Below are 25,286 nucleotides of genomic sequence, written 5' to 3'. Positions count from 1 at the left end.
GAGCCGTTGACACGGGGCATGATGGCCCCATGACGACCATCACGCTCAACAACGGCGTCACCATGCCGCAGCTCGGTTTCGGGGTGTTCCAGGTGTCCACACAGGACACGGAGGACGCGGTCGCCGAGGCGCTGCGGGTGGGCTACCGCAGCATCGACACCGCGGCGATCTACGGCAACGAGGAGCCCGTGGGCCGGGCCGTCGCCGCCTCCGGCGTGCCGCGCGAGGACCTGTTCGTCACCACCAAGCTGTGGAACACCGATCAGGGCTACGACGAGGCGCTGCGCGCGTTCGACACCAGCCTGGGCAAGCTCGGCCTGGAGCGGCTCGACCTGTACCTGATCCACTGGCCCGCCGCCGCCCGTGACCGGTACGTGGAGAGCTGGCGCGCGCTGGGCAAGCTGCTCGCGGACGGCCGGGTGCGCGCGATCGGCGTGTCGAACTTCCAGGTGCCCCATCTCGAACGGGTGATCGAGGAGACCGGCACCGTGCCGGCGGTCAACCAGATCGAGCTGCACCCCCGGCTCCAGCAGGAGGAGCTGCGCCGATTCCACGCCGGACACGGCATCGCCACCGAGGCGTGGAGCCCGCTCGCGCAAGGCGGGGACCTGCTGCGCGACGAGGTGATCACGGCCATCGCGGACGAGCACGGCCGCACCCCGGCGCAGGTGGTGCTGCGCTGGCACCTCCAGCTCGGCAACGTGGTGATCCCCAAGTCCGTCACGCCGAGCCGGATCGCGGAGAACTTCGCGGTGACCGACTTCGAGCTCGGCCGGGCCGACCTGGACCGCATCGCCACCCTGGAGACGGGCGAGCGGGTCGGGCCGCACCCGGACGAGTTCGCCTAGCACCGGGCCGCGTCCACTCCGCGTCCACTCCGCGTCTCCACACCTCGACCGGGCCGCCGGCGCGCCGCCACGGGCCGCCGGCCCGGCAGCCCTTCGTCCACCGCGCGCCCGGGATAGCCGCGTCCCGGTTCGAACGCGGTGCACACCAGCCCCCGCACCGCGCGCCGCCGGCCCGGCGGCCTGAGCAGCCGACCGTCCCCCGCGAACGGACCCGGCGGCGGGCACTCCACGCGGGCGGGCCGGTCGACCAGCTCCTGCCGCACCACCATCCCGCCGCGTGGGCCGACGACCGGGCCCGCCCCGCGCGGCCCGCGCGACGCCACCCGGTGGACGTCCACTCCGGCCTTCTCGGCGGTTTCCCCGGGGCTGCGGGCACCCGGGCCCGAGGCGGACGCGACACGTGGTCGCACGGGGTCCGCGAGCAACCCGATCAGCGCGTCCGGGGTCACGGGTAGAGCCGACCGAACCCGGCCTTCCGTTGCCCGCCCGTCAGGGGCGGACCTTAATACCCGTGCGCACTGATCACCTCTTCCCCCCGGCGTCGGTGGAGCCCGTTTTCGGCATGCCCACCGAGCACGCCCGCAAGTTCCAGCAGGTGGCCGCGGAGCAGGACCTCGTCATCGACGTGCGGGGCACCAACCCGCACGCGGTGTCGTGGCTGCGCGACGGCGCGTTGCCCAAACCCGAGCCGGTGAAGGCCAAGACGATCGACGACCTCGACGTCCGGTTGGGCGCGCGGTCGCGGCATCGCGGCCTGGTCGGCTTCTTCCGGCCGTTGTTACCGCGCCACGGTGTCACCGAACGGCTGTGGAGCCGGTTCACCCAGCGGTGCGACGAGTTCGACGCGCTCGGCGCGAAGATGGCGCTGCTGGAACGCCGCGACGAGTACCTGGTGCGGGACGGCGTGGTGCTCGGGTACGACCGTCGCGGCCGACTGCGACCGCTGACCGGGGACCACGACGTGTTCGACATCCGGGCCTCCGGCGGGCGTCCGCTCACCACCGGCCGCTACGACCGGGCGGTCGCCACGATGATGGACCTGGACATGGGCGTCACCCACGGGGCCCACATGTACTGGCGACCGACCACGCCGGCGGACGTGTCCATGTTCGAGTCCATCGCCCGCAGCGCCAGCCCCAAGCTGAGGTTCCACCCCGACGGCACGATGACCGCCGGCGACTACCGCCGGGCGAAGGCGGGCACGAACGTGATGACCAGACCCGCGAGCTCGGCCCGTCCGTACGCGACGGTCTCCAGCGTGGGGAGCTGAAGCCACCGGGTCGACGAGGCCATGTCGCCGACCAGGAGCTTGCCGTAGACCAGGAGGAGGGCGATGCCGTAGAGGCGGGCGTACTCGTGCCGGCACGCGAGCAAAACGCCGAGCAGGCCGGTGCACACGTGCAGAGCCTGGTCGGCGGTGCCCAGCGGCAGCACGGGAACCAGCGCCACCACGACCTGGAGCGTGCCCACCGCGAGTGCCAGCAGTTGTGCCCGGCTCGGTCGCGCTTCGGCGTCGGCCGGCGCGGTGTCGTCCACCGTCGCCTGTTCTTCCATGCTCCCGGATACCCCGGCGCACCGCCGCCGCACGCCCGGACCAGGAACTTCCCCCTGAGGGGGTCCGGTCGTGCGCCCCATCGGGTGGTGTGGCCGGGGGCCGGGCCGGGTAGCGGGTCCGAGCGGCTTTCCGGCCGTACGGCGAAGGGCCGACCGGCCCGCCCCGACCGGGTGGTCGCCGCGACTGCGTGGCACGGTCGGGCTCGGACAGGTCGGGGCTCGGACAGGTCGGCGCTCGGACAGATCCAGGTGCGGGCGTGGTGGGAGGTGCCGTCAGCGCAGGAGCGGTTCGAGCGCCGCCCGGCCGTCCTGCGCCGCCTGCTCCGGCGTGCGCTCGCGGCCGAGCACCTGGCGCACCATGGTCGAGATCGCGGCCGACACCTCCGGGTACCGGGCCCCGTACGGCACCCGCGCCCCGGCGAGCTGCCCGACGAACCCCGGCACGTTCGGGTCCCACCGCCACGCGAGCTCGTCGACGGTGTCCGCCCGGTTGGGCAGGGCGTTGAGCGCCGCGCCGAACTCGGTCACGTTGTCGCGCTCCTCGGCCAGCCACCGCAGCACGTCCCACGCCCGGTCGGCGTGCTGCCCGGACTTCCCGAGCACCCACGCCTCGCCGCCCAGCAGCGCGCCGGACCCGGCGGACCCGGCGGGCAGCGGCGCGGAACCCCAGTCCAGCCCGGCGGAGTTCAACGCCGGCGCGGTCCACGGCCCGTTGACCATCATCGCGCACCGCCCGGCCGCGAACTCGCGCTCGACGTCGGAGTCATTCCACCGCACCACGTCCGGCGGTGCGCTGCGGTCCACGTTGAGCACGCCGTCCACAAAGGACAAAGCCCGGACGGACGGATCACCCCCGACGGACCGGAGGTCCCCGCCCGCCTGCCACAGGAACGGCAGGAAGTTCGCGGTCGACCGGTCGCCCTCGCCGGCGGCGAAGCACAGCCCCCACCGCCCGGCGGTGGTCAGGGCTCGGGCGGTGGTGCGCAGCTCCTCCCACGTCCGGGGCGGCTGCGCGACGCCGCCGGCCGCGAACAGGTCCCGGTTGTAGAGCAGGGCGGTGGTGCTGGTGCGCAGCGGCACGCCGTAGAACCTGTCCCGGTGCCGGACGCTCTGCCGGACCGGCTCCAGGAAGTGGCCCTCCACCTCCCACGACGAGTACCGGGGCGTCAGGTCCGCCAGCACGTCCTGCTCGGCCAGTCGCGGCAGCGCCGAGACGTCCACGGCGGCGATGTCGGGGAACGTGCCCGCCGCGACGGCCCGCGCCAGCTCGGCGTCGAACTCGGCCCGCGGTATCGCGGTCCGCCGGATCTCCACCTCGGGGTGGGCGTCTTGGTAGCGCTTGACCAGGTAGCCGACCGCCTGGTCGGCCATGGGGGAGTGGTCCAGGTAGTCCCACCAGGTCAGCGTCACCTTGCCGCCCGGTTCAGGACCGCCACCGCCGCCGCACGCCGCGACGGCCAGCAGGAGGACCGCCGTGAGCAGTGCCCGCACACTCATGCCGCACCTTTCGACCCAGGCGGCGGCCTCGTCAATCGGACGTCACGCCGTCCTACCCCGGTGCGGGACGGGGTGTCAAGATCGGACCGTCGTCCGATCGCCCGGCCGGGCGTCGGGCGCGGGCGGCGCGGCGGGCGGGTGGTCTTGCCGCTCGCCCCCGGCGTCGGGGCGCGCGGGGCCCGGCGGTGCGACGTCGACGAGGTACGTGGCCGCCAGCTCGTCGTAGATCGGTGTTGAACTCACGTTCGGGGATACTGTCCGGCAGAGGGCTCCGGCGCTGCCCGGCTCACCTGTGTGGGTTACCCCTCGACGGCCCGGGGCCGCACATTCGCGGAGACGATCACCCCCGCACGGTCGCCGGCCGAGGTGCTCGGGCCGGTTCCCGGACCCGCTGCGGGCCCGCCGGGCCCCCGCCGGCCGGAGTCGGTGGGCCGGTCGAGAACCCGCCGGACCGGGTCGACCGCCGACCCGACCGCTGATTGACCGGCCGACCCGACCGCCGACCTGACCACAGTGGAACGGCGCGGGACGGCGAACCGTCCTCCGGTCATTCCGTAACGGGGGTCCCCGTCCGCACGATGATGGCGTAGGCGGCCATCGCCCCCCGAGGCCGCCTGCGAAGTCCCGGTCGGAGCTCCACTCCCCCCTGGAGCCCCGACCGGGCACCCCTCACCTCAGACCGTTGTGGACATCCGGGCCGCCGCGCCGGGAACTCGTTGGGCGGCGGGAAGGTTCACCGGGTGAGAGGTCACGCACGACGTCACCCCGGCACCCGCCGCACGGGCTCCCGGTTCGCCGGCTGGCGGACCTCCGGCGGTGTCGGCGGGTCCGGCACGGGCAGGGTCACCGGCACGCCGCGCTCGACCACGACGGTCTCCCCGTGGTGCGCGGTGCGCAGCGGCCCGCCGGAGACGATCTGGTAGGTCGCCTCGCCGCGGGTGATCGCGACCGAGAACCTGGTGCCCTGGTAGGACATCCGGAACGCCAGCCGGTCCAGACCCGGCGGGAGGCGCGGCGCGAAGGTGAGCCCGCTGTGGTCGCGCATCCCGCCGAACCCGGCCACCACACCGATCCACGCACCCGCCAGCGACGCCATGTGCAGTCCGTTGTGGACGTTGTCGTGCAGGTCGTGCAGGTCGGTGAACGCCGCCTCGCCCAGGTAGTCGTAGGCGAGCTGGAGCGCCCCGACCTCCGCCGCCAGCACGGACTGCGTGCCGGCGGACAGTGACGAGTCGCGCACGGTCCGCGCCTCGTAGTAGGCGAAGTTCGCGGCCTTCTCGGCGGCGGTGAACGCGTCGCCCCGGATGTGCATGGCCAGCACCAGGTCCGCCTGCTTGATCACCTGCTTGCGGTACAGGTCGAAGTACGGCTTGCTCAGCAGCAGCGGGTAGTCCTCGCGCGCGGTGCCCGGGAAGTCCCACTCGGCGTGCGCGGTGAACCCCTCGGCCTGCTGGTGCACGCCCAGCAGCGCGTCGAACGGTATCCGCATCCGCATCGCGGCCTCCTGCCAGGCCGTGCGCTCGTCCGCGTGCACCTCCAGCGCGGTCGCCGTGGCGGGGTTGCGCGCGCACGCCTCGGCCGCCTCCCGCAGGTTCTTCTGCGCGATCAGGTTGGTGTAGACGTTGTTGTCCACGATCGCCGAGTACTCGTCCGGCCCGGTGACCCCGTCGATGCGGAACCCGCCGTGCTTGTCGTGGTGCCCCAACGACATCCACAGCCGGGCGGTCTCCACCAGCAGTTCGGTGCCGCACTCCCGGTCGAACTCCTCGTCGCCGGTCGCGGCCTGGTACTGCGCGACGGCGTGCGCGATGCCGCCGGACACGTGGAACGCCGCCGTGCCGGCCGGCCAGTACGCCGAGCACTCCGCGCCGTTGATGGACCGCCACGGGAACGCCGCCCCGCGCTGCCCCAGCACCTGCGCCCGCTCCCGCGCCTTGTCGACGGTGGAGTGCCGCCAGCGCAGGGCGTCCCGCGCGGCGTCCGGCACGGTGTAGGTGAGCACCGGCAGCACGAACATCTCGCTGTCCCAGAACGCGTGCCCGTCGTAGCCGGGCCCGGTCAGCCCCTTGCCGGGGACGGCCCGGGTCTCCCCGCGCGCCCCGGCCTGGAGGATGTGGAACAGCGCGAACCGCATCGCCTGCTGCAACTCGTCGTCGCCGTCCACCTCGATGTCGGCGACCTCCCAGAAGTCGTCGAGGAACGCCCGCTGCTCGGCCAGCAGGCCCTCCCACCCGGTCTGCCGCGCGCCCGCCAGCGCCGCCTCGACCTGCGCCCGCAGCGCCGGCACGGACCGCTGCGCCGACCACCCGTAGCCCAGGTACTTGGTCATCCGCAGCGAGTCCCCGGCCGGCACGTCCGCCGCGGCGGTGAACCGGGCCAGGTCGTCCTCGGCGTGGATGTGGGCGCGCAGACCGTCGGCCACGGTCAGCTCGTGGTCCATCGCGGCGGCCACCCGCAGCCCCGAGTGCCGGGTGTGGTGCGCCAGCACCGCCCGCTTCCCCTCCGCCCACGAGTACTCGGCCACCAGCGGCGAGTCCAGGGCCGCCGCGACCCGGGGGTCGCCCGACCGCTCCTCCACCGGCTCGTTCGCCAGCAGGTCGGACTGCACCACGAGCTGGAGGTCGTCCTCGGGCTCCACGACGTAGTGGATCGCGGCGACGGCGCGCTGGGTGAACGACACCAGCCGCTCGCTGGTCACCGTGATCTTCCGGCCGGTGGGCGACTCCCACACCGTGCGGCGGCGCAGCGTGCCGGTCCGGAAGTCCAGCTCGCGCTCGTGTTCGAGAGCCCGGCCGTAGCGCATGTCCAGCGGCTCGTCCTCCACCAGCAGGCGGATCACCTTGCCGTCGGTCACGTTCACCACCGTCTGACCGGCCTCGGGGTAGCCGTAACCGGCCTCGCCGTAGGGGAGCGAGTGCTCCTCGTAGAACCCGTTGAGGTACGTGCCCGGCAAGCCGCGCGGCTCGCCCTCGTCCAGCGTGCCGCGCATCCCGATGTGCCCGTTGGACAGCGCGAAGGTCGACTCCGTCCGCCGCAGGTCCGGTACGGACATGCCGCGCCACCGCAGCGACCAGGGCCCGATGTCGTATCCCGTCACAGCAGTTCCGCCAAGTCCTCGACCACCACGTCGGCCCCGTTCTCCCGCAGCGCCGCCGCCTGACCGGCCCGGTCCACGCCCACCACGTGCCCGAACCCGCCCGCACGGCCCGCCTGGACCCCCGACAGCGCGTCCTCGAACACCGCAGCCCGCGCGGGCTCCACGCCCAGCAGCCGCGCGCCCGCCGTGAACGAGTCCGGCGCGGGCTTGCCGCGCAGCCCGTCCCGGCTGATCACCACCCCGTCCACCAGGGCCTCCACGAACCGGGTCAGCCCGGCGGCGTCGAGCACGCGGGTGGCGTTCGCCGACGACGTCACCACGCCGATCCGGAGCCGCTGGGCGGCGGCCTCCAGGTAGCGGACCGAGCCGGGGTAGGGGGAGACGCCCTCGTCCCGGATGATCGCGTCGATCAGCTCGTTCTTGCGGTTGCCGACGCCGTGCACGGTGTCCGCGTCCGGCGGGTCGGCCGGCGCGCCCTCGGGCAGCGTGATGCCCCGCGACGCCAGGAACGACCGCACGCCGTCGTAGCGCGGCCGGCCGTCCACGTACCGGACGTAGTCCTCCTCGGTGAACGGCGGCTCGCCGCGCGGGGTGAGGAAGTCGTCGAAGGTGCGCCGCCACGCGCGGCGGTGCAGGACGGCGGTGCTGGTCAGCACCCCGTCCAGGTCGAAGAGACAGGCGGTGATCCCGTCCGGCAAACCGAGGTTCATGATCGGTGTCTACCCGTTCGCGTCGTGGGGTACCCGGAGATCCGGGAGGTGGTCGCACCATGGGCAGGCCACGGGTACTGGTGGTCGGGACGGGCTTCGCGGGCTTCCACTGCCTGCGCGCGCTGGAGAAGGCGTTGCCGCCGGGTGCGGCGGACCTGGTCGCGGTCAACCCCACCGACTACATGCTCTACGTTCCGCTGCTGCCGGAGGTGGCCGGGGGCAGCCTGGACCCGCGCAGGGTCGCCGTACCGCTGCGGCCCGCGCTGCCCCGGACGCGGCTCGTGCTGGCCCATGCGACCAGCGTGGACCCGGACGCCCGCACGTGCACGGCAATCGACGTGGAAGGCCGCTCCCAGGTGATCGACTGGGACCGGATCGTGCTCACCGCGGGCAGCGTGACCCGGCTGATGTCCGTGCCGGGCGTGGCCGAGCACGCGCTCGGGTTCAAGTCCGTGGCCGAGGCGATCTACCTGCGCGACCACGTGCTGCGCCAGATCGAGCTCGCGGAGCAGGACGGCGACCCCGCGCGCACCACGTTCGTCGTGGTCGGCGCGGGGTACACCGGCACCGAACTCGTCGCCCAGGGGCAGCAGATGGCCCTGGCGGCGGCGCGCGGCCGGAAGGTCCCGCCCATCCGCTGGGTGCTGGTCGACCTGGCACCCCGGGTGCTGCCGGGCCTGGACGAGCGGCTCTCCGGACCCGCGCTGAAGGTGCTGCGGCGGCGCGGGGTGGACGTCCGGCTGGAGACGAGCGTGGCGGAGGTCACGCCGACCTGCGCCAAGCTGACCGACGGCACCGAGATCCCGACCCGGACCGCCGTGTGGTGCGTCGGCGTGCGGCCCGACCCGCTGGTCGAGTCGTTCAACCTGCCGACGGTGAAGGGCCGGCTCGCGGTCGGCACGGACCTCGCCGTGCCCGGTCGGCCGGACATGTTCGCGGCGGGGGACATGGCGGCCGTGCCGGACGTGTTCCACGGCGGTGATCCGACGCCGATGACCGCGCAGCACGCGCAGCGGCAGGGCAAGCTGGCCGCCCGCAACCTGGCCGCGTCGCTCGGGCACGGCCACCCCGCCGAGTACCGGCACCGCGACCTGGGGTTCGTGGTCGACCTGGCCGGTGGCCAGGCGGTGGCGAACCCGCTGCACGTGCCGCTGACCGGGTGGCCCGCGAAGGTCGTGGCCCGGGGTTACCACCTGCTGGCGATGCCGGGCAACCGGGTGCGGGTGGCGGCGGACTGGCTGACCGGGCTGCTCACCCGGCGGCAGGTCGTGCAGTTCGGCCTGGTCCCGGCGGCGGGCGTGCGGCTCGGGGACGCGGACCGGGTGGACGCGGGAGCCGCCAAGCACGACTGAGGCCCGGTGTGCACGACCGGCGCTCCGCGCACGCGACAAAGCCGACGTCCTCACTGCGGACGCCGGGTGGGCGTGAAGCGGTAGGTCGGCGCGGTGCGTCGGCGCGGCGGATCAGGCGGGCTTCAACGGGTCGTGCCCGATGGACATCAGCCGGTGCCGCCAGTGGGCCTCGCCGGCGGTGGGCTCCAGGTCGTCCCGGCGCTGGGCTTGGACCCGTTCCACCACCTTGCGCATCACCCGGACGTCCTCGGTGGTCAGGTCGGTCCGCCGCTTGCGCAACACCCGGAGCACGTCCTGGCCGGTGGGGGTGCCGGCCTGGTCGGGGAGGGTCTCGGACTCCTCGTCCGCCGAGCGGGTGCGCAGCCAGTCTTCGAGCTCGTGGGAAGTCATATTCACTACTTGGTGGAATTCGTCCCACAGGGTGTTACTCATGAAGCCCAGGGTTGCCACCGGGGAGTGGGTCGAAACCACGATCTGCCGAACCGCACCCCGTCACCCGTACCGGCCGCCGATCCGCTCCAGCCACCCGGCCGCCTCGCGCGGTCCCCGGTCGTCGACGCTGTAGAGCCGGCGGGTGCCCTCGGGCCGGACGCGGGCGAAGCCGTTCTCCCGGAGCACGCGCAGGTGCTGCGAGACGGCCGGCTGGGAGATGCCGAACTCGCCCCGGATCACCGAGGTGAGCTCGCCGGAGGTCCGCTCGCCGTCGGCCAGCAGCTCCAGCAGGCGGCGGCGGACCGGGTCGCCGAGGACGTCGAAAACCTGCATGACCTGCATATTTAAGGCTCGGCTTAGATAAGTCAAGGCTTGACGCTTCTAAATTGTCATACCCCCCTGGCACTATGTCGAACAGATGTTCGGTACGCGTTCGGAAGGGAGCTTGGGATGCGCGTACAGCTAGATCCACGGCAGTGGCCGAGCCGTGTCATCCCCGAGACCGACGTCGAGATCGATACGGCCGTGGAGGCGTTCTGCCTGCGCGCGAACTGGGGTGACGCGGACCGCGCCGGCGTGCGCGCGGTCGTCGAGCCGTGGTTCGCCGAGGGGTGGAGCGTCGACGCACTGCTCATGGCCGTGGACAAGAAGCCGGACGGCAGCAGGCAGGGCCGTCCCAGGAACCGCGACCAGGTTGCGCACGACTTCCTCCGCGCGCGGCTCTGGTCGTGGTGGCAGGGGGGCGCGCGGCGAGCGCGCCCCCCGGTCGCCGGCATGACCCTCGGCCAGTGGTGGCGGGTCAACCGCCGCAACGCCCGCCTCGTCCGCCCCCGGCCGCGCCGGCCGCTGGGCGAGGCGGGCCGGCTGGCCCAGGAGCAGTCGCGGGAGCGGGTGCGGGCTCGCCTGGCCGACCCGGTGGAGCGGTCGAGGGCGCGGGCGCGGCGGTGGCAGGAGGTCCTGGACAGCCTGCTGGTGCCGGGACAGCGCCCACCGACGTTCGACGACTCGCGCAAGCTGCTGGCGGAGGTGGTGCAGGTGCCCGCGCACCCGGTGTGCCGCCGGTGCGGCTGTCGGACGGGGGTGTTGTCCCAGGCGGCATAGGCCGACTTCGGCAGGAGAGTGCGAACGCGTGGTGGCGACGACGCGTGATCTCGTGCTGCGCTCGGAACCCGGGCGGGCTCACCGCCCAGCCACCTGGTCCCACCGGTACCGCGTCTCACCGGTACTTCGTCCTACCGGTACCGCGACCCACCGGCGAACTCCGGTCAGCCGGCTCCGGTCAACCGGCTCCGGTCAGTTCGTCCCGGCCGGCCGGTCCCGGTACTCCGTGCTGCCCGGACGACGGGAGATTCCGACCGTCCTGGCGTGGAGTCCACACCCTACCTCGCCGCATTCCGCCGTGTGCGCCGGGGCACACCGCCGCCGGACGGCCCGGTCCTCGCGTCGGCGGGTGCCGGGACGAGGTCACCTGGTCAGGTGAAATGCCGGGTGCCGTCCTGCGGGTACGGCCGGTTCCGGTGGCAGCCGCCCCGGTAGTTCCGGTACTAACGCCCGGTGTCGAGATCCCGAGCGTGGCGAGTGTGGTTCGTCGGCGCTCTCCTCGTGCCCGCTCTCCTCGCGGCGTCGGGGGTCTTCGCCCGCGCCCGGCTGGCGGACGAGGCCGTGGCCGACACGCTGCCCCCACCGGGTCGGTTCGTGCTCGCGGTCCGGTCCGACGAGGTCGTGCTCGCGGGGGACGTCGCGGACGAGTCCGAGCGGCGGTCCCTGGTGGACGCCGTCACGTCCGAGGCCGCCTCCCGCCGGGTGACGGACCTGCTCGTCCCGGGCGGTGACCGGCTCCCCGTGCCGGTGGGCACCGCGACCGACCTGGTCGCCGCCGCGCGGGACGCGGGCACGACGGACTTCACCGCCGTCCTCGACGCCACCACCCGGACCGCCCGCGCCACGGTGGCCGACGAGACCCGCGCGGCGGTGTTGCGGCAGGCGTTGGACCGGGCGGACGTGCGCGACCACGTCGTCGGCACGGCGGAGTCGGACCTGGACGTGGTGGCCCTGCAACGGTCGATCACCGCGATGGTCCGGGACGACGGCGGCCTCCGGTTCGAACCGGTGTCCGCCACCTGGGAGGGGCAGGGCCCGGCGTTGGTCGACCGGGTGGGCCGGCTGTTGTCGGCCGCGCCCCGGGCGACCGTCACGCTCACCGGCCACGCCACCCCCGAACACCCCGACCCGCGCGGCCTCGCGCACCAGCGGGCCGGTCTCGTGCGCGATCTGCTCGTGGCCCAGGGCGTGCGGCCGGAGCGGATCCGGACGACCGCCACCATCGACACCGGACCGGAGAGCTCGGACCAGGCCGCGCGCCGGGTAGACGTCCTGATTAGCTAGGAGTGGCAGTGTTCTGGTTGTTCGCCCAGATGTTCGTCCTGTGCGCGTTCGCGTTCCTGGCCGGAGCGGTGCTCACGTGGCTGCCGCTGCGCACCACGATCCGCGACCTGCGCGCCGAGCGCTCCCCCGTCGTCCGCCCGGCGCTGACCGCGAAAGCGGTGATCATCCCGGAACAGCCCTACGGTCGACCGGTCGCCAACGGCGAGTTGGAGTCCGGCGGTGAGTTGCACGTCAACAGCGAGTGGCGGCTCACCGGGGAGTCGCGGGCCGGCGCGGAAGCACGCCCGGACGAGACGCCGACCGCCCGGATCGTCCCGGACAGCGTGCCCGCCGACACCGGGCCGACCACCGACAAACCCGCCGACCAGCCCTCTGACCAGCACACCGGCAAACCCACCGACCAGCTCGTTGGCCAGCCCGTTGACCAGTCCGTTGTCGATGGCCCGGCCAACGGCGCGCGATCGGATCAGGTCAAGGGGAGCTCCAAGTCGATGATCTTCCACACCCCCGATTCGCCGTACTTCAAGCGGATGAAGGGCGATGTCACGTTCGGCTCCGTCGAGGAGGCCGAGCGGGCGGGCTACACCCAGTGGCGTCCCAGGAGCGCGGCGACCGCCGCGCGCTGACCCGTCCGCTCGACAACCTCCGGTACCTCAGTCGCGCTTGTGGTTGCGGGAGATCAGCTTCCGCAACTCACTCTCGCCGAGTCCACCCCAGATCCCGTAGGTCTCCTCGACGGTCAGCGCGTGGGTTCGGCACTCGGCGAGCACCGGGCACCTGGCGCACACCGCTTTCGCGCGCGCCTCCCGGTGCTCACGAGCCATGCCGCGTTCGTTCGGCCGGTGGAAGAACAGCGTGCTGTCCAGACCCCGGCACAAACCCTTGAGCTGCCAGTCCCAGGACTCGGCAACCGGCGTGGGCAGGCGGGAGAGTTCAGGCATGGTGATCACGTCCTGTGGTCGGGCTGACCCGACACAGCCTAAATTCGATTCAAAATCGGTTCAACTCAAGGATCGCACCGACCGCGCCCGCCAGCGACTCCACTCGGCGCGCGCCCTCGGGGACGGTCGTCCACCCGGCCCCTCCCACCACCACGGAGATCCGGAGTTCCAGCAGCTCAGCGACCGGAGCCAGGCGGGCGTGGAGGTCCGCGTGCGCCCACAGCACGACTACGCGCGGCGAGAGCAAATTCACCGCATCGAGTAGCGCTCCAGCCGGTACGCGGGCCCCAAGGTTCCGCGAGGCGCAGCCCCGTTCGGCGAGAGCGGCGGCCAACGCGTCCAGCGGCAGGCTGTGCAGCTCCTCCGGCGCGCACGCCAGCAGGGCCGGCAACCGCCCGTCGACCACCAGCGGTTCGGTCCGCAACGCCCCGGCGATCGCCGCCGACGCCAGGTGCTCGACCTCGATGCCGCTCCCGGACGCCGAGATCCGGTCGCCCAACGCGATCAGGTACGGCGCGAGCACGCCCTCCCAGGCCCCGACCACCCCGTCGCGCCGGATCAACGACGCCGCGAGCGCGCTCATCAACGGCGCGTCCAACCGGGAAGCGGCGTGCGCGAACCCCCGGGCCTCGTCCGCCTCGACGCCCAGCGCGTGCGGGCCGCCACCGAACCGCGCCCAGCGCGCACCGCCGACCCGCGACCGCCCCGCCGACCGCGCACGAGACCTGCCCGCAGTCCGCGCGCCGCCGGACGCACCCTCGGGCCCGCCCCCGCCGGGACCACTGCTGCCGGAACCAGTGCCACCCGGACCACTGCTGCCGGAACCACTGCCACCCGGACCGCTGCCGCCGGAACCACTGCTGCCGGAACCACTGCCGCCGGAACCGGTGCTCACGGCCGGCACCTCGTCCAGGGCTGCGGCGGCGGCCGACGCCGGGGTCACGCCGTGGCCGGTGAGCTCCAGCATCCGCCGCAGCCGGGCCACGTCCTGCTCGCTGTACCGCCGGTGCCGGCCCTCCTCGCGGGTGCTCGGCCCGAGCCCGTACCGCCGGTCCCACGTGCGCAGGGTGACGGGGGAGACGCCGAGCATGCGCGCGACCGCACCGGCACTCCAGTGCACCGTCCCACCACCGTCCCCAGGGAAATACGCAGGTGGGAATGGTAGCGAGGAAACCCGGACCCGGTCGGTCGCGGAGCCCGGGGTCAGCCGACGACCCGCCGGATGGTGCTGATCGGCCCGATCGACTCGATGTCCTGGATCTTCACCGGCACGCCCTCGGTGGACGCGTGCACCGCGCGGATGCCGTCGATCGCCATCGACACGTGGGTCTGGCCCGAGTAGTAGATGACCAGGTCACCGGGCTTCACCTCGTTGAGCGGCACCGCGCGCCCGATGGTCGCCTGCCCGTAGGTGGTGCGCGGGATCGCGATGCCCGCCTCCCGGTACGCGGCCTGCATGAGGCTGGAGCAGTCCCACGTGTCCGGGCCGTTCGAGCCGAACACGTAGGGCTCGCCGCGCTGCGCCAGCGCGAACGTCATCGCCGTGCCGATCGGCCCCGGCGGCACCGGCACGTGACCGGTGTAGCCCTCCGCGCCGAGCGCGTCCCGCTCGGCCTTGGGCAGCGCCCGGTAGGCGGTGCGCGCCTCGGTGATCTGCTGGTCCAGGGCCGACTTGCGCTGGTCGATGTCGCTGATCGCCTGGTCGGCGTTCGCGGCGGCGTCGGTGGCGCGGTGCGCCGCGTCGTCGGCCTTGTCGACGGCGTCGCCCAGGCCCTTCATGGCCTCGGCGTTCTCGCCCGCCAGCACGTCGAGCGCGGTCATCCGGTTCAGGAAGTCCTGCTGCGAGTCGCTGACCAGGATCGCCGAGAGCTGGTTGAACCGCGCGCCCTCGAAGGACGCCTCGGTGATCAGGTCGACGTGGCCGCGCAGCTCGGTCTGCGCCTGCTGCGCGGTGCCCAGGTCCTGGTTCGCCTGGTCGAGGTCCGCCCGTGCCTTGGTCAGGTCGTCCTGGGCGCGCAGGTGCTCCTCGTTGAGCTTCTCCGCCTCCATCGCGAGGTCGTTGTACCTCTTCAACGCCTCGGAGGCGTTCGGGGGCACCGGATCGGCCGCCGCGAGGGGCAGGGACAGTCCGGCGAGCAGAGCGAGCACGGCGGAAGCCGCCACAGCCGCGCGGACGGTGCGCTGAACGGGGTACGACGCCACGGTCGCGCGGTCCTCCCTTGACACCGGGTCGCCCGAACGGGTTACCCCCCGTCCAGGTCTCGGACAGGTTACGGAACGCCGACTCGCCGGTCCAGCAGGGGTCCCGTTTCCGGGCCTCGGTGCCGGTCTCGCGCTCGGTGGCACGGGTGGCGGCCGTGGCGGGGCGCGAACCCGCCGGTGTAGGTGTCGAGTCGTGGATCGACCGGCAGGCCCGGCAACCCGCGACCCTGGTCAGTCCGCCGCGCTCTGCCCGAGGGAGCGGAGGAAGCCGGCGACGTCGGTGCTCGGGAAGGTGAGCACGGGGCCGTCGGGGTTCTTGGAGTCGCGCACCAGCAGGGCCGTGGCGGCGTGCGCCAGTTCGACGCAGTCCGCGCCGTTCCCGCCGCTGTGACTGGACTTGCGCCACCGGGTGGGGTCCGGGGTCATGATCCGGTTCTTCCTTGTCGGGGTTGCAGGTCGCCGGCCGCCGCGGTCACCAGGCCGGAGCTCTTGGCGGGCGACAGCGCCGCCGTGGTCAGGTGTCGGAACACGAGGTCGTACTGGGCGACGTGCGCCGGCTCCTCGACCGAGCTCGCGGTCGTCAGGCTCTCCAGGTAGACGACGGGCCGCTGGTCGTCGGCGAACCGCAGCAGGACGAACGGGAAGCTGGACGCGGCGTGCGCGCCGGCGCTGAACGGCACGACCTGGAGCGTCACGTTCGGCAGCCCGGCGAGCTTGCGCAGGTGCAGCAGTTGCGCCCGCATCACCTCCGGACCGCCGACCACCGTGCGGATCGCCGCCTCGTGCAGCACGAGGTGCAACCGCTGGTCGCCCTCCAGCAGGCGGGCCTGGCGGGCCTGCCGCGCCTCCACCAGCCGGTCGACCTCCATCTCCTGGTGGAAGGGGTTCGCGTTGATCAGCGCGCGGGTGTACGCCGGGGTCTGGAGCTGACCGGGGACCAGCTCGGCGTGGTAGCGGAGCACCTCCGCGGCGATCTGCTCCAGGTTGAAGAACCGGCGGAAGAAGTCGGGCAGCGCGGTGCCGTACGGGGTGCGGGCGCGGCGCTTGCGCGCCTCCCGGGCGAGTTCCTCGATCGGCTTGCGGGACGGCTTGGTCGCGCCGTAGAAGTCCAGCAGCACCTTCAGCTCCGCGCTCCGGATCGCCACGTCGCCGATCTCGATCCGGCGGATCTTCGCGGGGGAGCACTCCAGCACCTCGGCCGCGTTGTCCTGCGTCTTGCCCACGCTCTCGCGCAAGGACATGAGCGCTCGGCCCAACTGTCGCTTGTAGACTGTCGGGCTCGCGCCGCTGCCGGCCATGACCACCTCACCTTTCCTCGTCTTTCGCGGTGCCCGGTCAGTCTGCCGCAGAACCCCGAAGCCGGGGTTCACACGATGGTGTACTGCCCAACCTGCACGTGCAGGCTTTACTTTTTCCCTGCCCGTTCAGGCCAGGGGAGGAAACGAGATGACCCGCGCTTTTCGCTGGCTGCCGCACGACGGCCGCCGCCACGCCATCCGCCGCGAACTCGTGCCGGGCGACGAGACGACGACGTTGTGCGGCCTGCCGCTGACCGTGCCGCCCGCCCAGCCCTACACGTGCTGGTGCTGGCCCACCTGTCCGGACTGCGACACGGCGTGGCGCGCGCACGAAGGCATATCGGCGTTCCCTCGACCACGCGGGGCGCGCGCCGCGGTGTCCGCGCCGTGAGCGCGGAGCAGGGCGCGCCGAGCTTCGCCGAGTTCGTGGTCAAGGGCTACGCCGAGGGCAGGACGATCCGCGCGCTGGCCGCCGCCACCGGCCGCTCCTACGGCACGGTCCGGGGCGCGCTGGTCGCCAGGGGCGTGCGGATGCGCAAACGCGGCAACCGCCCGGCCACCACGATGATGGCGGTGGCCGACGCGCGGGCGCGGCGCGAAGAGCTGTCCGCCGAACTGCTGCGCGCCCGACTGGCTTCGGGGCTGACGGGCGCGGCGGCGGGGCGGCGGGCGGGCATCAGCCAGTCCAAGGTGTCCAAAGTGGAGACCGGGCGACTGCTGCCGAAGGTCGTGGACGTCCGGCGGTTGGCGGAGGTCTACGGCGTGTCGCCCGAGGTGCGGCGCAGGATGCTCAAGCTGGCGGACAAGGTGTCGGGCGACGCCGAGCACCGCCGGGCCGTGCTGCACCGGGGCGTGGCGCGCCGCCAGGTCGTGGTCGCCCGCACGGAGGCCGCCGCGCTGACCGTGCGGGTGTTCGCGATCTGCGGTGTGCCGCAACAACTCCTGCGCCCGGTCGAGCCGGGCCGCCGCCTGGTCGCGGTGCTGTCCGAAGGCGCGGTGCGGTCCGCGCCCGAGCACTGGGACCGGCTGCTGGCGCTGAGCCTGCTGCCCGAGGTGGAGCTCGGCGTGATCCCCTGGTACACCCCGGTCTCCTTGCCGGCGGCGGGTTTCGTCGTGCTGGACGAGACCATGGTGGTGTTCGGCCTGGTGTCGGGCGACGTGGTCATCACCGACCCGGACGACGTGCGCGGCCACCTCAAGACCTTCCGGCGGCTGCACGACGCGGCGGTGTTCGGCGGTGCCGTTCACCGGTTGCTGGAGATCGTGCGCGCGGACTACCGGCGGGTGACCTGATCCCCGGCACCCCGTTGCCGCTGTCGCGGTTCCAAATCGGGGAGTCGTGGTCGCCGGGCGCGGCCTGCTCACGCAGCACCGAGGGCGAACACCGGCCCGCGCCGGTGAACTCACGCGCTCTTCCCCGCCGCGTCCGCCGCCCTCCGGTCTCGGCTGGAATTCGCCGACCACGAGGGAGGCCCCCGAGCGGACGTACCCGATCGGGTGGTCGTGGTGCTCGCCCTGGCGGCGGCTTGCGCGGCGGTGGGGGTCGCGGGCAAGTTCGGGGGGTGGTGGCCGACGGGACGACAGCGGCACCGCCGTGGGCCGGGTCGGTGAGCCGGCGACGTCGCGCGGCACCCCGGGTACGCCCGGGGGCGCGACCGCGCCGGGGGAGCCGCTCCGCGCGCCGGCGGGCGTCGTCAAGCGCGGGCCGACCGCGCTCCGGCCGGCTCGGCCGGTGCCGTCGCGCGGTGGCGGCCCCGGTGGTCCGGGACGACGAGGTGGTCCAGGCGGTGCCACCACAGGGTGGCCAGCCGGTCCGCCGGGTCGCCGCGACTGGTGATGACCGTCAGCGCTTGGGAACCGATGACGGCGGCGGCGATGCCGTCCGCCTCCTCGCGGGTGTCCAGACCGGGGCGCACCTCGCCCGCCGCGACGGCCTGCCCGAGCAGGTCGCGCACCATCACCACGAGGCTGACGAAGTGCACGCCCGCGAGCAGTTCGAACAGCTCGCTGGTGAACAGCAGCCGCACCCCGACGCGGGCGCTCCGGTCGGTCAGGGTCAGCGCGCCCATCCGGTGGGTCAGGTCGATCAACGTCTGCAACGGCCCGGTGCCGGTGGACTCGACGTCGGCGCGGACCTCGTGCCAGAGCATGAAGTGCTGTTCCACCACGGCCACGGCCAAGGCCTGCTTGGAGGGGAAGTGCCGGTACAGCGCGCCCTTGGTCACCGAGATGGCGCGGCACACGGAGTCCAGCGAGGTGCCCTCGTACCCGTCGCGGTCGAACAGCTCGATGCTCGCGGCGACCAGACCGGCCCGGGTGCGGGCACCTTGCGCCAGGTCGGTCAAGGGGTCCTCATCTCGACGGACACCGCCTCTAGGTTACGTAGAGTGCTCATCCGGACACGATGAGGTTAACACGTCAGGGTGGTTGGGGCGCGCGGTGCCGAACGAAACGCTGGAAGTGGAGCTGTCCGGGACGGACGGGGTCGCGGTCCTGTCCCTGTTCGGCTCGCTCAGCGCGGCCACCTACACCCGGATGCGCGACCTGCTGCTGAAGACCGTGCTGGCCGAGCCGACGGCGGTGGTGGTGGACCTGGCGTGCCTGGCGTTCGAGCGGCAGACCGCCGTGGCGGTGTTCCGCGCGGTGTGGAACCAGGTCGCCGACTGGCCGGGAGTGCCGATCCTGCTGGCCGCCACGGACCGGGTCGACTGGCCGCTGCCCGGTTTCCCCTCCGTGGCGGCGGCGCTGGCCGCCGTCGGCACCCCGCCTCGGCGCTGGGTGGTCCGGATGCCGCTGCCGCTGCGCGGGAGCGCCGGGTTCGCCCGGCTGGCGGCCGAGGAGACGTGCCGGCTGTGGGGTCTGCCGGAGTTGTCCGAGGACGCCGCCGACGTGGTCGACGCCCTGGTCGGCCTGGCCGCCCGGGGCGTGCGGCCGACCGTGGTCTTCGAGTGGTGGCACGGCCGGTTCGTGGTCGGGGTCGGGGAGGACGTCGTCGTGCCGTGCGACCCGCAGGCGTTGCGCTGCGCGGCGATCGGCGCGAGCCGCTGCGGCTGGTCCACGACCTGGTCGGACGGGACGCTGGTGTGGGCGGTCCTGGACGCCTGAGGTCAGGGCCGGCGGCGCGGTGGTTCGACCCGCAGCGCCGCGCACACCTCGGGACGGGCCAACGACGGCAGCCACGTCCGCCACAGCCGGGCCACCTGGCGCGCCACCCCGTCGGGGTCCTCCACCGCCATCGACATCAGGTGCACGCCCACCAGCGCGGCCACCACGGCGTCCGCGCACGCGTCCACGTCGACGCCGTCGCGCAGCTCGCCCCGGTAGCCGGCGGTGCGCAGCAGGTCCCGCACGGTCGAGGTCCACTGCGCGATCTGGCGGTCCGCCACGTCGTCGCAGATCGGGGCCTGGAACAGCAGGCGTTGCGCCACCGCCCGGTCCTGGTTCACCGCGTACCCCAGGTCCACCAGCACCTGCAACGGGCTGCGGTGCGCGCGCTGGAGCCGTTCCCGGGTCCGCGTCCACTCCTGCGCCTGCCGGTCCAGCACCGCCACGGCGAGCGCCTTCTTCGAGCTGAAGTGCCCGTACAGCGCGCCTTTCGTGACACCGGCGAGGTCGCACACGTCGTCGATGGTGGCCCGGACGTAGCCGTGCCGGTCGAAGGCGGCGGCCGCCGCGCTGAGCAGGCCGTCCCTGGTGGTGGACACCCGGCCGATTTTCGCGTCTCGCCGGGCGGTGCACAACCGCTGTCTGCGAGCATGGGCGAGGTGGACCGCCGACGGCCCGACGACGAACGGCGCGCGCGGCTGTGGAGCCGGGTGTGCGGACTGGCGGCGGACGAGGGCGTCCCGGCGAGGATTCGGCACGTCTGCCTGGCCGGTACCGAGGTGTTGCACGCCAAGGACTTCGTCGTCTACCGGACGGCCGACGCCGGTCGCAGCGAGCCCGCGGGCGTCGTCGGCCCGCTCGGCGACCGGGTGAGCGAAGCGGAGATCACCTTCGGCGAGGGGCCGGCGGTCGACTCGCTGCGCGAGGAGTACCCGGTGGTGGCGGCCGACCTGGCGGCGGCCGAGAACGGGGCCCGGTGGCCGGTGTTCACGCCGTTCGCCCGCGCCGAGGGCGTGGCCGGGGTCCTGGCCTTCCCGGTGATGATGGGTGCCGTCGCGGTCGGGTGCGTCGAGGCGCTGCGGCCCGTGGCGACGCCGTGCACCGAGGCCGAGGTGGTGGACGGGCTGCTGCTGGCCGACGCGGCGATGCTCCTGCTGCTGCGCGCGGAACCGCCGCTGCTGGGCGCGGACCCGTTCGCGGACGCCGTCGAGGCGCGCTGGGCCACCGTGCACCAGGCGACCGGCGTGGTGTCCGGGCAGATGGGCAGCGACCTGGTGACCGCGTTCGTGCGGCTGCGGGCGCACGCGTACCGCACCGGGCGGCGGCTGGCCGACGTGGCGAACGACGTGCTGGCGCGCGAATTGCGGTTCCACACCGACCCCGAGGCAGGACCCGACCCGAAATCCGGAGCCGGGCGCGGGTGACCCGCGCTTCGGCGGCACCGGATCGTCGTCGGCGGAAGGTCGGTCGGCGACTTCCGGGTGAGGGCGGATATGCACCCGTCGTCCGGGAATGCGGTGGTCGGACCGCTGCCCGGTAATACCCCGGTCGGGCATTCACGGCAATGGGGCCGGTCAATGCCGGCGGCGGGCCGCCCGCTCGATTGCCGCCGCGCGTTCCAAGTCGTGTTGCGGGGTGTCCAGCACCTGGCCCAGCCAGCTTCGCCAGTACGGTCCCGGGATGCGCTTGCCGCGCTCCCAGCGGGACACCTCTTCCCTGGTGACGCTGGTGTTGCCGGACGCGGCGTGCAACCGCTCCGCCAAGTCGTCCTGGGTCAACCCGCGTCCGCGTCTCAGCTCGGCGAGGATTTCACTGATCGGTCCCGACAGTCGCACGGCGGCACCCTTCTGTTCTCTCCGGCTGTTCGCCGGTCATTCTTCCAGCGCGGGGGAGGGAAACGGCAGAGCATCACGGTGATACCGGTGGAACATCCTGTGCGAGTGCACGTGCGATTGCCAGTGTGTCCGCATACATGCGGAACTCGGTGACCAGTCCGCCGTGCACGCTCACGGCGATGGCGAAGTCGTAGGATAGCGCTGTTCCGGTGGTCTGGACCCGCGCGTGCAGCCGGCCGGTCAGCACCGCGTCCGGGCCGTCCACCACCAGGCCGCGCGTGGTGATGCCGGTGAGTTCCAGAACCGCCCGGAAAGCCAGGAAGAACGATTCGACCTCGCGCGGGTTGCGCGCCTCGACGGGCCACGGCGCGCCCGGCACGGGCGCGGTCCACCAGCGCACCCCGTCGGCGAACAGCCTGCTCAACCCGGCGGTGTCCTTCGCGGCCCAGCGGGCGACGAGCCTCTCCACCACCATGGTGACCCCGGCGCGGGTGCGCGTCATCCGCCGTCCACGCACGTCAGCGCGGCGCGGGTCGGCCCGGTCGTCGCGGGCATCGGGGGACCACCCGCACCTACCGGCGGTCGTGCGGCGGCGCGCGCACGCGGGTACCGGAGCACTCCTCCGCGCGCCGGAGGTGCGCAGCCACGCCGCCGCCCGCGAGTGATCACTCCACAAGCCTGGTACGGACCACTGGCCCCGTCCCAGGGGCCAATGTCGTCCCCAACGGCGGCATCCGCGTGAGTGGTACCCGGAGTGCTCGGGGTGCCCCGTCCGGCGACGCGGGTCCGACCGTGCCCGGTACCGGGATTCCCGCGGTGAGGTGCGGCGATGGGGTGCGGCGGCGGTGTCGGCGCGGAGCGGTGCGGCGGGCGCGGACCGGCCGGAGGGTGGAACCGGCCGATCGCGCGCGTCCGGTGGAGCCGTCCGCTACCCGGTGGTCGTCGGCACCGGCGGCGCACTATCCACTGTGGACGAACAGGGCGTCGACCGCCATGGCCGCGCCCACGGTGAGCAGCCCGGCCGCGAACACGCCGCGCAGCACCGCCGAGCTCACCTTCGCGGCCAGCCGCCGGCCGTCCCACGCCCCCAGCAGCGCGGTCGCCGCGAACGGCCCGACCAGCGCCCAGTCCACCGCCGCGATCGTGCCGAGCCGGCTCGCGAACGCCACCGCCGCGTTCACCGCGATCACCAGCAGGCTGGTGCCGACCGCCGCCGACATCGGCACCGCCAGCACCCCGACCAGCGCGGGCACGGTGAGAAAACCGCCGCCCACGCCGAGGAACCCGGTCAGCGCGCCCATCCCGGCACCGACGCCGGCCGCGCGCACCGGGCGGACCGGTCCGCCGCGCGGTGGCCGGCGGCGCAGCACCGCCACCGCCGCGACCACCGCCACCGCGGCGAACGCCCCGGTCAGCACGGCGTCGGGCACCCGGCGGCTGAGCACGCCCGCCGCCACCGCCGGCAGCACGCCCGCCGCCGCGAACAACGCGCCCAGCCGCCAGCGCACCGCACCCGCCCGCGCGTGCGCGAACAACGCGGTGGCCGCCGTGGCGGCGACGACGACCAGGCTCGCCGTGGTGGCCTGCGCGGGGCCGAACCCCAGCAGGTAGATCAACGCGGGCACGGTCAGCACGCTGCCACCGCCGCCCAGCGCGCCCAGCGCCAGCCCCACCACGGCCCCCGCCACGAGGGCGAGCACGACCGGTGTCACGACAGGCCGTGGTCCGCGGCGCGGGCCCACTCGTCGTCGACGTGCACGACCTCCCGCCCGGCGCGGTGCAGCAGGCTCGCCGCGATGCCCGCCCGGTAGCCGGACGCGCAGTGCACCCACACCTCGCCCGGCGGCACCTCCCCGATCCGCCGCACCAGGTCGTGCAGCGGGATGCCGGTCGAGCCGGCCAGGTGCCCGGCCCGGTGCTCGTCGACCCGCCGCACGTCGAGCAGCACGGGCCGGTCGGGCAGCGCCGCCAGGTCCGCCCAGCCCGCCCGGCGGTACGACGTGGTGGGCAGGCCGTCCACGCGGCCCACCCCGGGCCGGTCGACGCCGATCCGGGACAGGTCGCGGATCGCGGCGCGCACCGCGCCCTCGTCGCCGACCAGCGTGACCGGCTCGCCCCACGGCAGGGTCCAGCCCAGGTAGGTGGTGAAGCTGTCGCCGTACTCGATGCCGACCGCGCCCCGCACGTGCGAGGCGGCGAACGCGACCCGCGACCGCAGGTCCACGACCCACCCGCCGGCGTCGAGCAGCTCCCGCACCGCGTCGGGGCGCAGGGGTTCGGGCACGGTCAGGTCGGACGCGCCCGGACCGCTGCGGTTCAGCGGGGCCATGTGCGCGTAGTACGACGGGTACGCGGTGAGGTTCGCGATGAGGGTGTTTACGAAGTGCTGCTCGTCGTGGTCGGTGAGGGCGTGGTTGGCGCTGCGCTGCTCGCCGACGGTGGACGCGCCCGCCCCGGTCGCCGGGCCGGACGAGCAGAAGCTCCCGAAGCCGTGCGTGGGGTGCAGGGTGGCGGCCGGGTCGACCTGGCCGGCCAGGTCGCGGGCGGAGCGGTACTGGGCGTGGGTGAGCGGGACGGTCTTGTCCGGCGCGACCAGGTCCGTGCGGCCGACGGAGCCGAACAGCAGGCTGCCGCCGGAGAACACCGCCTGCCGGCCGTCGTGGGTGACCACGTAGGCCAGGTGGTGCTCGGTGTGGCCGGGGGTGGCGACGGCGGTGACGGTCATCGACCCGACCGCCAGCCGGTCGCCGGGGCGCACCGCGCGGCGCTGGTAGGAGACGTCCTCGGCGGCGGCGACGAGGTACTCCGCGCCGTGCCGCCGGGCCAGGGCCAGGCCGCCGGTCACGTAGTCGTTGTGCACGTGGGTCTCGGCGACGTGGGTGATCCGCACACCCAGCCGTCCGGCGAGCTCCTCCACGCGGTCGATGTCGCGTTGCGGGTCGACCACGAGCGCCGTGGTGCCGTCGTGCACCAGGTAGCTCCGGTCGCCGAGCGCGGCGGTGTCGATCGTCTCGACGTTCATGTCCGCACCTCCATATGTCCGTACATTATGACGGACGGGAGGCGCGGCCGTCAGCGGGCCGTCACGGCGCGGTTCGGGCGGCGCTCGCCGGCGGTGAACTCGGCCGTCACCGCGAACCGGTCGCCGCGCACCACCGTGTGCCGCCACTCCACCGGACGCCCGCCCGCGCGGCCCTGCCGGTGCAGGGACAGGCACGCCACGTCGGGTCCGCACTCCAGCAGCGCGCGTTCGGCGGGGGTGGGCACCACGGCCCGGATGTCCTCGCGGCTGGTGTCCAGCCGGACACCGGTCCGCTCGGTGAGCACCGCGTACAGGCTGGTGTGGGTGAAGTCCGCGGTCAGGATGGGCCGCGCGAGGTCGGCGGGCAGCCACGCCCGGTCGATCGCGAACGGCGCGCCGTCGGCCAGCCGCAGGCGCTCCAGGTAGACCAGCGGGGTGGACCCTTCGAGGTCGAGCCGGTCGGCGACCACCCCGTCCGCGCGCACGTCCAGCACCCGGACCACGCTGCGCTGCTCCAGCCCGGCGGCCTCGACCGACGCGAACAGGCTGTAGAGGGTGTCCAGCGGCTGTTCCACGTCGGCGGCCGGGCTGACCCGGGGCTGGCGACCGCGCTCGGCGACGACCAGGCCGTCGGCACGCAGCCGTTGCAGCGCTTGCCGCACCGTGTAGCGGCTCACGCCGTACTCGTCCACCAGGCTCAGCTCGCCGGGGAAGCCGACGTCGAACTCACCCGCCCGCAGCCGGGAGACGAGGTCGTCCTGGAGTTGCCGCCACAGCGGCAGCGCGCCGGACCGATCCAGTGCTCGCAGAGTCACCCGCGCAGTTTCGCACTGTCCTGTCGGGTGCCGGGCGCAGCGCCGGCTTCCTTGTGCGGACATTTCGGGAGCTCGGGGGTGGTCGGCACTGCCGCGCGGGGTGTGGCGGATGCGCTCGGCGGTAGGGAATCCACGTGCACGTGGCGAGCGAGGTGAACCTGCACACGTTGCGGCACGGGAACTTCGCCGATGT

29 protein-coding genes and 1 pseudogene are annotated in these 25,286 nt (G+C 73.7%); 10 read left to right on the top strand and 20 right to left on the bottom strand.

Features of this window, described 5'->3' with window-relative positions:
* Positions 1 to 29 precede the first annotated feature (29 nt).
* Positions 30 to 848, top strand: coding sequence for an aldo/keto reductase (locus AB0G01_RS20790; protein ID WP_360947818.1), 819 nt, complete (start codon positions 30 to 32; stop codon positions 846 to 848).
* Here AB0G01_RS20790 and AB0G01_RS20785 read toward each other — a convergent pair.
* Positions 845 to 1,297 carry a hypothetical protein gene (locus tag AB0G01_RS20785; RefSeq protein ID WP_360947816.1) on the bottom strand — a complete coding sequence of 151 codons (453 nt, stop codon included), beginning with the start codon at positions 1,295 to 1,297 and terminating at the stop codon, positions 845 to 847. The two genes, AB0G01_RS20790 and AB0G01_RS20785, sit on opposite strands and share 4 nt — an antisense overlap.
* A gap of 62 nt (positions 1,298 to 1,359) precedes the next feature.
* On the opposite strand from AB0G01_RS20785, the gene AB0G01_RS20780 reads away from it, so the two are divergent.
* On the top strand, positions 1,360 to 2,118 hold the full coding sequence (locus AB0G01_RS20780) for a hypothetical protein (RefSeq protein WP_360947814.1): 759 nt from the start codon (positions 1,360 to 1,362) through the stop codon (positions 2,116 to 2,118).
* Here AB0G01_RS20780 and AB0G01_RS20775 read toward each other — a convergent pair.
* The 5 genes from AB0G01_RS20775 to AB0G01_RS20755 form a co-directional block, all read right to left on the bottom strand.
* Positions 2,028 to 2,402, bottom strand: coding sequence for a hypothetical protein (locus tag AB0G01_RS20775; protein WP_360947812.1), 375 nt, complete (start codon positions 2,400 to 2,402; stop codon positions 2,028 to 2,030). The genes AB0G01_RS20780 and AB0G01_RS20775 overlap by 91 nt on opposite strands.
* A 273-nt stretch (positions 2,403 to 2,675) precedes the next feature.
* Complete coding sequence (locus AB0G01_RS20770; RefSeq protein ID WP_360947810.1) at positions 2,676 to 3,899, bottom strand: sugar ABC transporter substrate-binding protein; 1,224 nt, start codon at positions 3,897 to 3,899, stop codon at positions 2,676 to 2,678.
* A 75-nt stretch (positions 3,900 to 3,974) separates the two neighbouring features.
* A complete protein-coding gene (locus AB0G01_RS20765) occupies positions 3,975 to 4,142 on the bottom strand; it encodes a hypothetical protein (RefSeq protein ID WP_360947808.1) in 168 nt (55 codons plus the stop codon).
* Positions 4,143 to 4,659: 517 nt separating this feature from the next.
* Positions 4,660 to 6,951, bottom strand: a complete 2,292-nt coding sequence (locus AB0G01_RS20760) for a glycosyl hydrolase family 65 protein (RefSeq protein WP_360948138.1) — start codon at positions 6,949 to 6,951, stop codon at positions 4,660 to 4,662.
* A 41-nt stretch (positions 6,952 to 6,992) separates the two neighbouring features.
* Positions 6,993 to 7,706 (bottom strand): beta-phosphoglucomutase family hydrolase, encoded by a 714-nt coding sequence (locus AB0G01_RS20755; protein WP_360947806.1) that lies wholly within the window; start codon positions 7,704 to 7,706, stop codon positions 6,993 to 6,995.
* A gap of 59 nt (positions 7,707 to 7,765) precedes the next feature.
* Here AB0G01_RS20755 and AB0G01_RS20750 point away from each other — a divergent pair, with 59 nt between their 5' ends.
* Positions 7,766 to 9,058 carry an NAD(P)/FAD-dependent oxidoreductase gene (locus AB0G01_RS20750; protein WP_360947804.1) on the top strand — a complete coding sequence of 431 codons (1,293 nt, stop codon included), beginning with the start codon at positions 7,766 to 7,768 and terminating at the stop codon, positions 9,056 to 9,058.
* 111 nt (positions 9,059 to 9,169) lie between these two features.
* Here AB0G01_RS20750 and AB0G01_RS20745 read toward each other — a convergent pair whose 3' ends face one another.
* The gene (locus AB0G01_RS20745; protein ID WP_360947802.1) at positions 9,170 to 9,490 is read right to left on the bottom strand and encodes a DUF3140 domain-containing protein; all 321 of its coding nucleotides are present in this window, start codon (positions 9,488 to 9,490) and stop codon (positions 9,170 to 9,172) included.
* Positions 9,491 to 9,571: 81 nt separating this feature from the next.
* A pseudogene (locus AB0G01_RS20740) lies at positions 9,572 to 9,823 on the bottom strand (metalloregulator ArsR/SmtB family transcription factor); the annotation flags it as partial.
* A gap of 117 nt (positions 9,824 to 9,940) precedes the next feature.
* Between AB0G01_RS20740 and AB0G01_RS20735 the strand changes: the two are divergent.
* From AB0G01_RS20735 to AB0G01_RS20725, 3 genes are all read left to right on the top strand, one after another.
* Entirely contained in the window at positions 9,941 to 10,591 is a 651-nt protein-coding gene (locus AB0G01_RS20735; RefSeq protein WP_360947800.1) for a hypothetical protein, read from the top strand.
* Positions 10,592 to 11,092: 501 nt separating this feature from the next.
* Positions 11,093 to 11,875 carry an OmpA family protein gene (locus tag AB0G01_RS20730; protein ID WP_360947798.1) on the top strand — a complete coding sequence of 261 codons (783 nt, stop codon included), beginning with the start codon at positions 11,093 to 11,095 and terminating at the stop codon, positions 11,873 to 11,875.
* 8 nt (positions 11,876 to 11,883) lie between these two features.
* On the top strand, positions 11,884 to 12,501 hold the full coding sequence (locus AB0G01_RS20725) for a hypothetical protein (RefSeq protein ID WP_360947796.1): 618 nt from the start codon (positions 11,884 to 11,886) through the stop codon (positions 12,499 to 12,501).
* Between the two features lie 27 nt (positions 12,502 to 12,528).
* On the opposite strand, the gene AB0G01_RS20720 is transcribed toward AB0G01_RS20725, so the two are convergent.
* The 5 genes from AB0G01_RS20720 to AB0G01_RS20700 form a co-directional block, all read right to left on the bottom strand.
* Positions 12,529 to 12,816, bottom strand: a complete 288-nt coding sequence (locus AB0G01_RS20720; protein ID WP_360947794.1) for a WhiB family transcriptional regulator — start codon at positions 12,814 to 12,816, stop codon at positions 12,529 to 12,531.
* A 49-nt stretch (positions 12,817 to 12,865) separates the two neighbouring features.
* On the bottom strand, positions 12,866 to 13,936 hold the full coding sequence (locus AB0G01_RS20715) for a MerR family transcriptional regulator (protein ID WP_360947792.1): 1,071 nt from the start codon (positions 13,934 to 13,936) through the stop codon (positions 12,866 to 12,868).
* An 83-nt stretch (positions 13,937 to 14,019) separates the two neighbouring features.
* Positions 14,020 to 14,979: an NlpC/P60 family protein gene (locus AB0G01_RS20710; protein WP_360947790.1), complete on the bottom strand. Its 960-nt coding sequence runs from the start codon at positions 14,977 to 14,979 to the stop codon at positions 14,020 to 14,022.
* 270 nt (positions 14,980 to 15,249) lie between these two features.
* A complete protein-coding gene (locus tag AB0G01_RS20705) occupies positions 15,250 to 15,444 on the bottom strand; it encodes a DUF397 domain-containing protein (protein WP_360947788.1) in 195 nt (64 codons plus the stop codon).
* Positions 15,441 to 16,316, bottom strand: coding sequence for a helix-turn-helix transcriptional regulator (locus tag AB0G01_RS20700; RefSeq protein ID WP_360947786.1), 876 nt, complete (start codon positions 16,314 to 16,316; stop codon positions 15,441 to 15,443). Before AB0G01_RS20700 ends, AB0G01_RS20705 begins: the two co-directional genes overlap by 4 nt.
* Positions 16,317 to 16,464: 148 nt before the next feature.
* Here AB0G01_RS20700 and AB0G01_RS20695 point away from each other — a divergent pair, with 148 nt between their 5' ends.
* Together AB0G01_RS20695 and AB0G01_RS20690 are read left to right on the top strand one after the other, a co-directional pair.
* Positions 16,465 to 16,707: a zinc finger protein gene (locus AB0G01_RS20695; RefSeq protein WP_360947784.1), complete on the top strand. Its 243-nt coding sequence runs from the start codon at positions 16,465 to 16,467 to the stop codon at positions 16,705 to 16,707.
* The gene (locus tag AB0G01_RS20690; protein WP_360947782.1) at positions 16,704 to 17,609 is read left to right on the top strand and encodes a Scr1 family TA system antitoxin-like transcriptional regulator; all 906 of its coding nucleotides are present in this window, start codon (positions 16,704 to 16,706) and stop codon (positions 17,607 to 17,609) included. The genes AB0G01_RS20695 and AB0G01_RS20690 overlap by 4 nt, the downstream gene beginning before the upstream one ends.
* A 401-nt stretch (positions 17,610 to 18,010) precedes the next feature.
* Here AB0G01_RS20690 and AB0G01_RS20685 read toward each other — a convergent pair whose 3' ends face one another.
* Entirely contained in the window at positions 18,011 to 18,661 is a 651-nt protein-coding gene (locus tag AB0G01_RS20685; protein ID WP_360947780.1) for a TetR/AcrR family transcriptional regulator, read from the bottom strand.
* A 94-nt stretch (positions 18,662 to 18,755) separates the two neighbouring features.
* On the opposite strand from AB0G01_RS20685, the gene AB0G01_RS20680 reads away from it, so the two are divergent.
* Positions 18,756 to 19,421: a hypothetical protein gene (locus tag AB0G01_RS20680; protein WP_360947778.1), complete on the top strand. Its 666-nt coding sequence runs from the start codon at positions 18,756 to 18,758 to the stop codon at positions 19,419 to 19,421.
* Between the two features lie 2 nt (positions 19,422 to 19,423).
* Here the strand turns inward: AB0G01_RS20680 and AB0G01_RS20675 are convergent, their stop codons facing one another.
* The gene (locus AB0G01_RS20675) at positions 19,424 to 20,020 is read right to left on the bottom strand and encodes a ScbR family autoregulator-binding transcription factor (RefSeq protein WP_360947776.1); all 597 of its coding nucleotides are present in this window, start codon (positions 20,018 to 20,020) and stop codon (positions 19,424 to 19,426) included.
* 60 nt (positions 20,021 to 20,080) lie between these two features.
* On the opposite strand from AB0G01_RS20675, the gene AB0G01_RS20670 reads away from it, so the two are divergent.
* Positions 20,081 to 20,845 carry an ANTAR domain-containing protein gene (locus AB0G01_RS20670; RefSeq protein WP_360947774.1) on the top strand — a complete coding sequence of 255 codons (765 nt, stop codon included), beginning with the start codon at positions 20,081 to 20,083 and terminating at the stop codon, positions 20,843 to 20,845.
* Positions 20,846 to 20,995: 150 nt separating this feature from the next.
* Here AB0G01_RS20670 and AB0G01_RS20665 read toward each other — a convergent pair whose 3' ends face one another.
* The 5 genes from AB0G01_RS20665 to AB0G01_RS20645 all read right to left on the bottom strand — a co-directional run bounded on the left by AB0G01_RS20665 (position 20,996) and on the right by AB0G01_RS20645 (position 25,093).
* A complete protein-coding gene (locus AB0G01_RS20665) occupies positions 20,996 to 21,256 on the bottom strand; it encodes a helix-turn-helix transcriptional regulator (protein ID WP_360947772.1) in 261 nt (86 codons plus the stop codon).
* Between the two features lie 73 nt (positions 21,257 to 21,329).
* Positions 21,330 to 21,758, bottom strand: a complete 429-nt coding sequence (locus AB0G01_RS20660; RefSeq protein ID WP_360947770.1) for a nuclear transport factor 2 family protein — start codon at positions 21,756 to 21,758, stop codon at positions 21,330 to 21,332.
* 457 nt (positions 21,759 to 22,215) lie between these two features.
* Positions 22,216 to 22,968 (bottom strand): sulfite exporter TauE/SafE family protein, encoded by a 753-nt coding sequence (locus AB0G01_RS20655; RefSeq protein WP_360947768.1) that lies wholly within the window; start codon positions 22,966 to 22,968, stop codon positions 22,216 to 22,218.
* Positions 22,965 to 24,278, bottom strand: coding sequence for a rhodanese-like domain-containing protein (locus AB0G01_RS20650; protein ID WP_360947766.1), 1,314 nt, complete (start codon positions 24,276 to 24,278; stop codon positions 22,965 to 22,967). The genes AB0G01_RS20655 and AB0G01_RS20650 overlap by 4 nt, the downstream gene beginning before the upstream one ends.
* Positions 24,279 to 24,328: 50 nt before the next feature.
* Positions 24,329 to 25,093, bottom strand: a complete 765-nt coding sequence (locus AB0G01_RS20645) for a GntR family transcriptional regulator (protein WP_360947764.1) — start codon at positions 25,091 to 25,093, stop codon at positions 24,329 to 24,331.
* Positions 25,094 to 25,286 lie beyond the last annotated feature (193 nt).

This window comes from Actinosynnema sp. NPDC023587, from assembly GCF_040640215.1.
GTDB lineage: Bacteria > Actinomycetota > Actinomycetes > Mycobacteriales > Pseudonocardiaceae > Actinosynnema.
The sequence above is the reverse complement of the archived record's forward strand: the minus strand, read 5'-3'. Positions and strand labels throughout refer to the sequence as shown.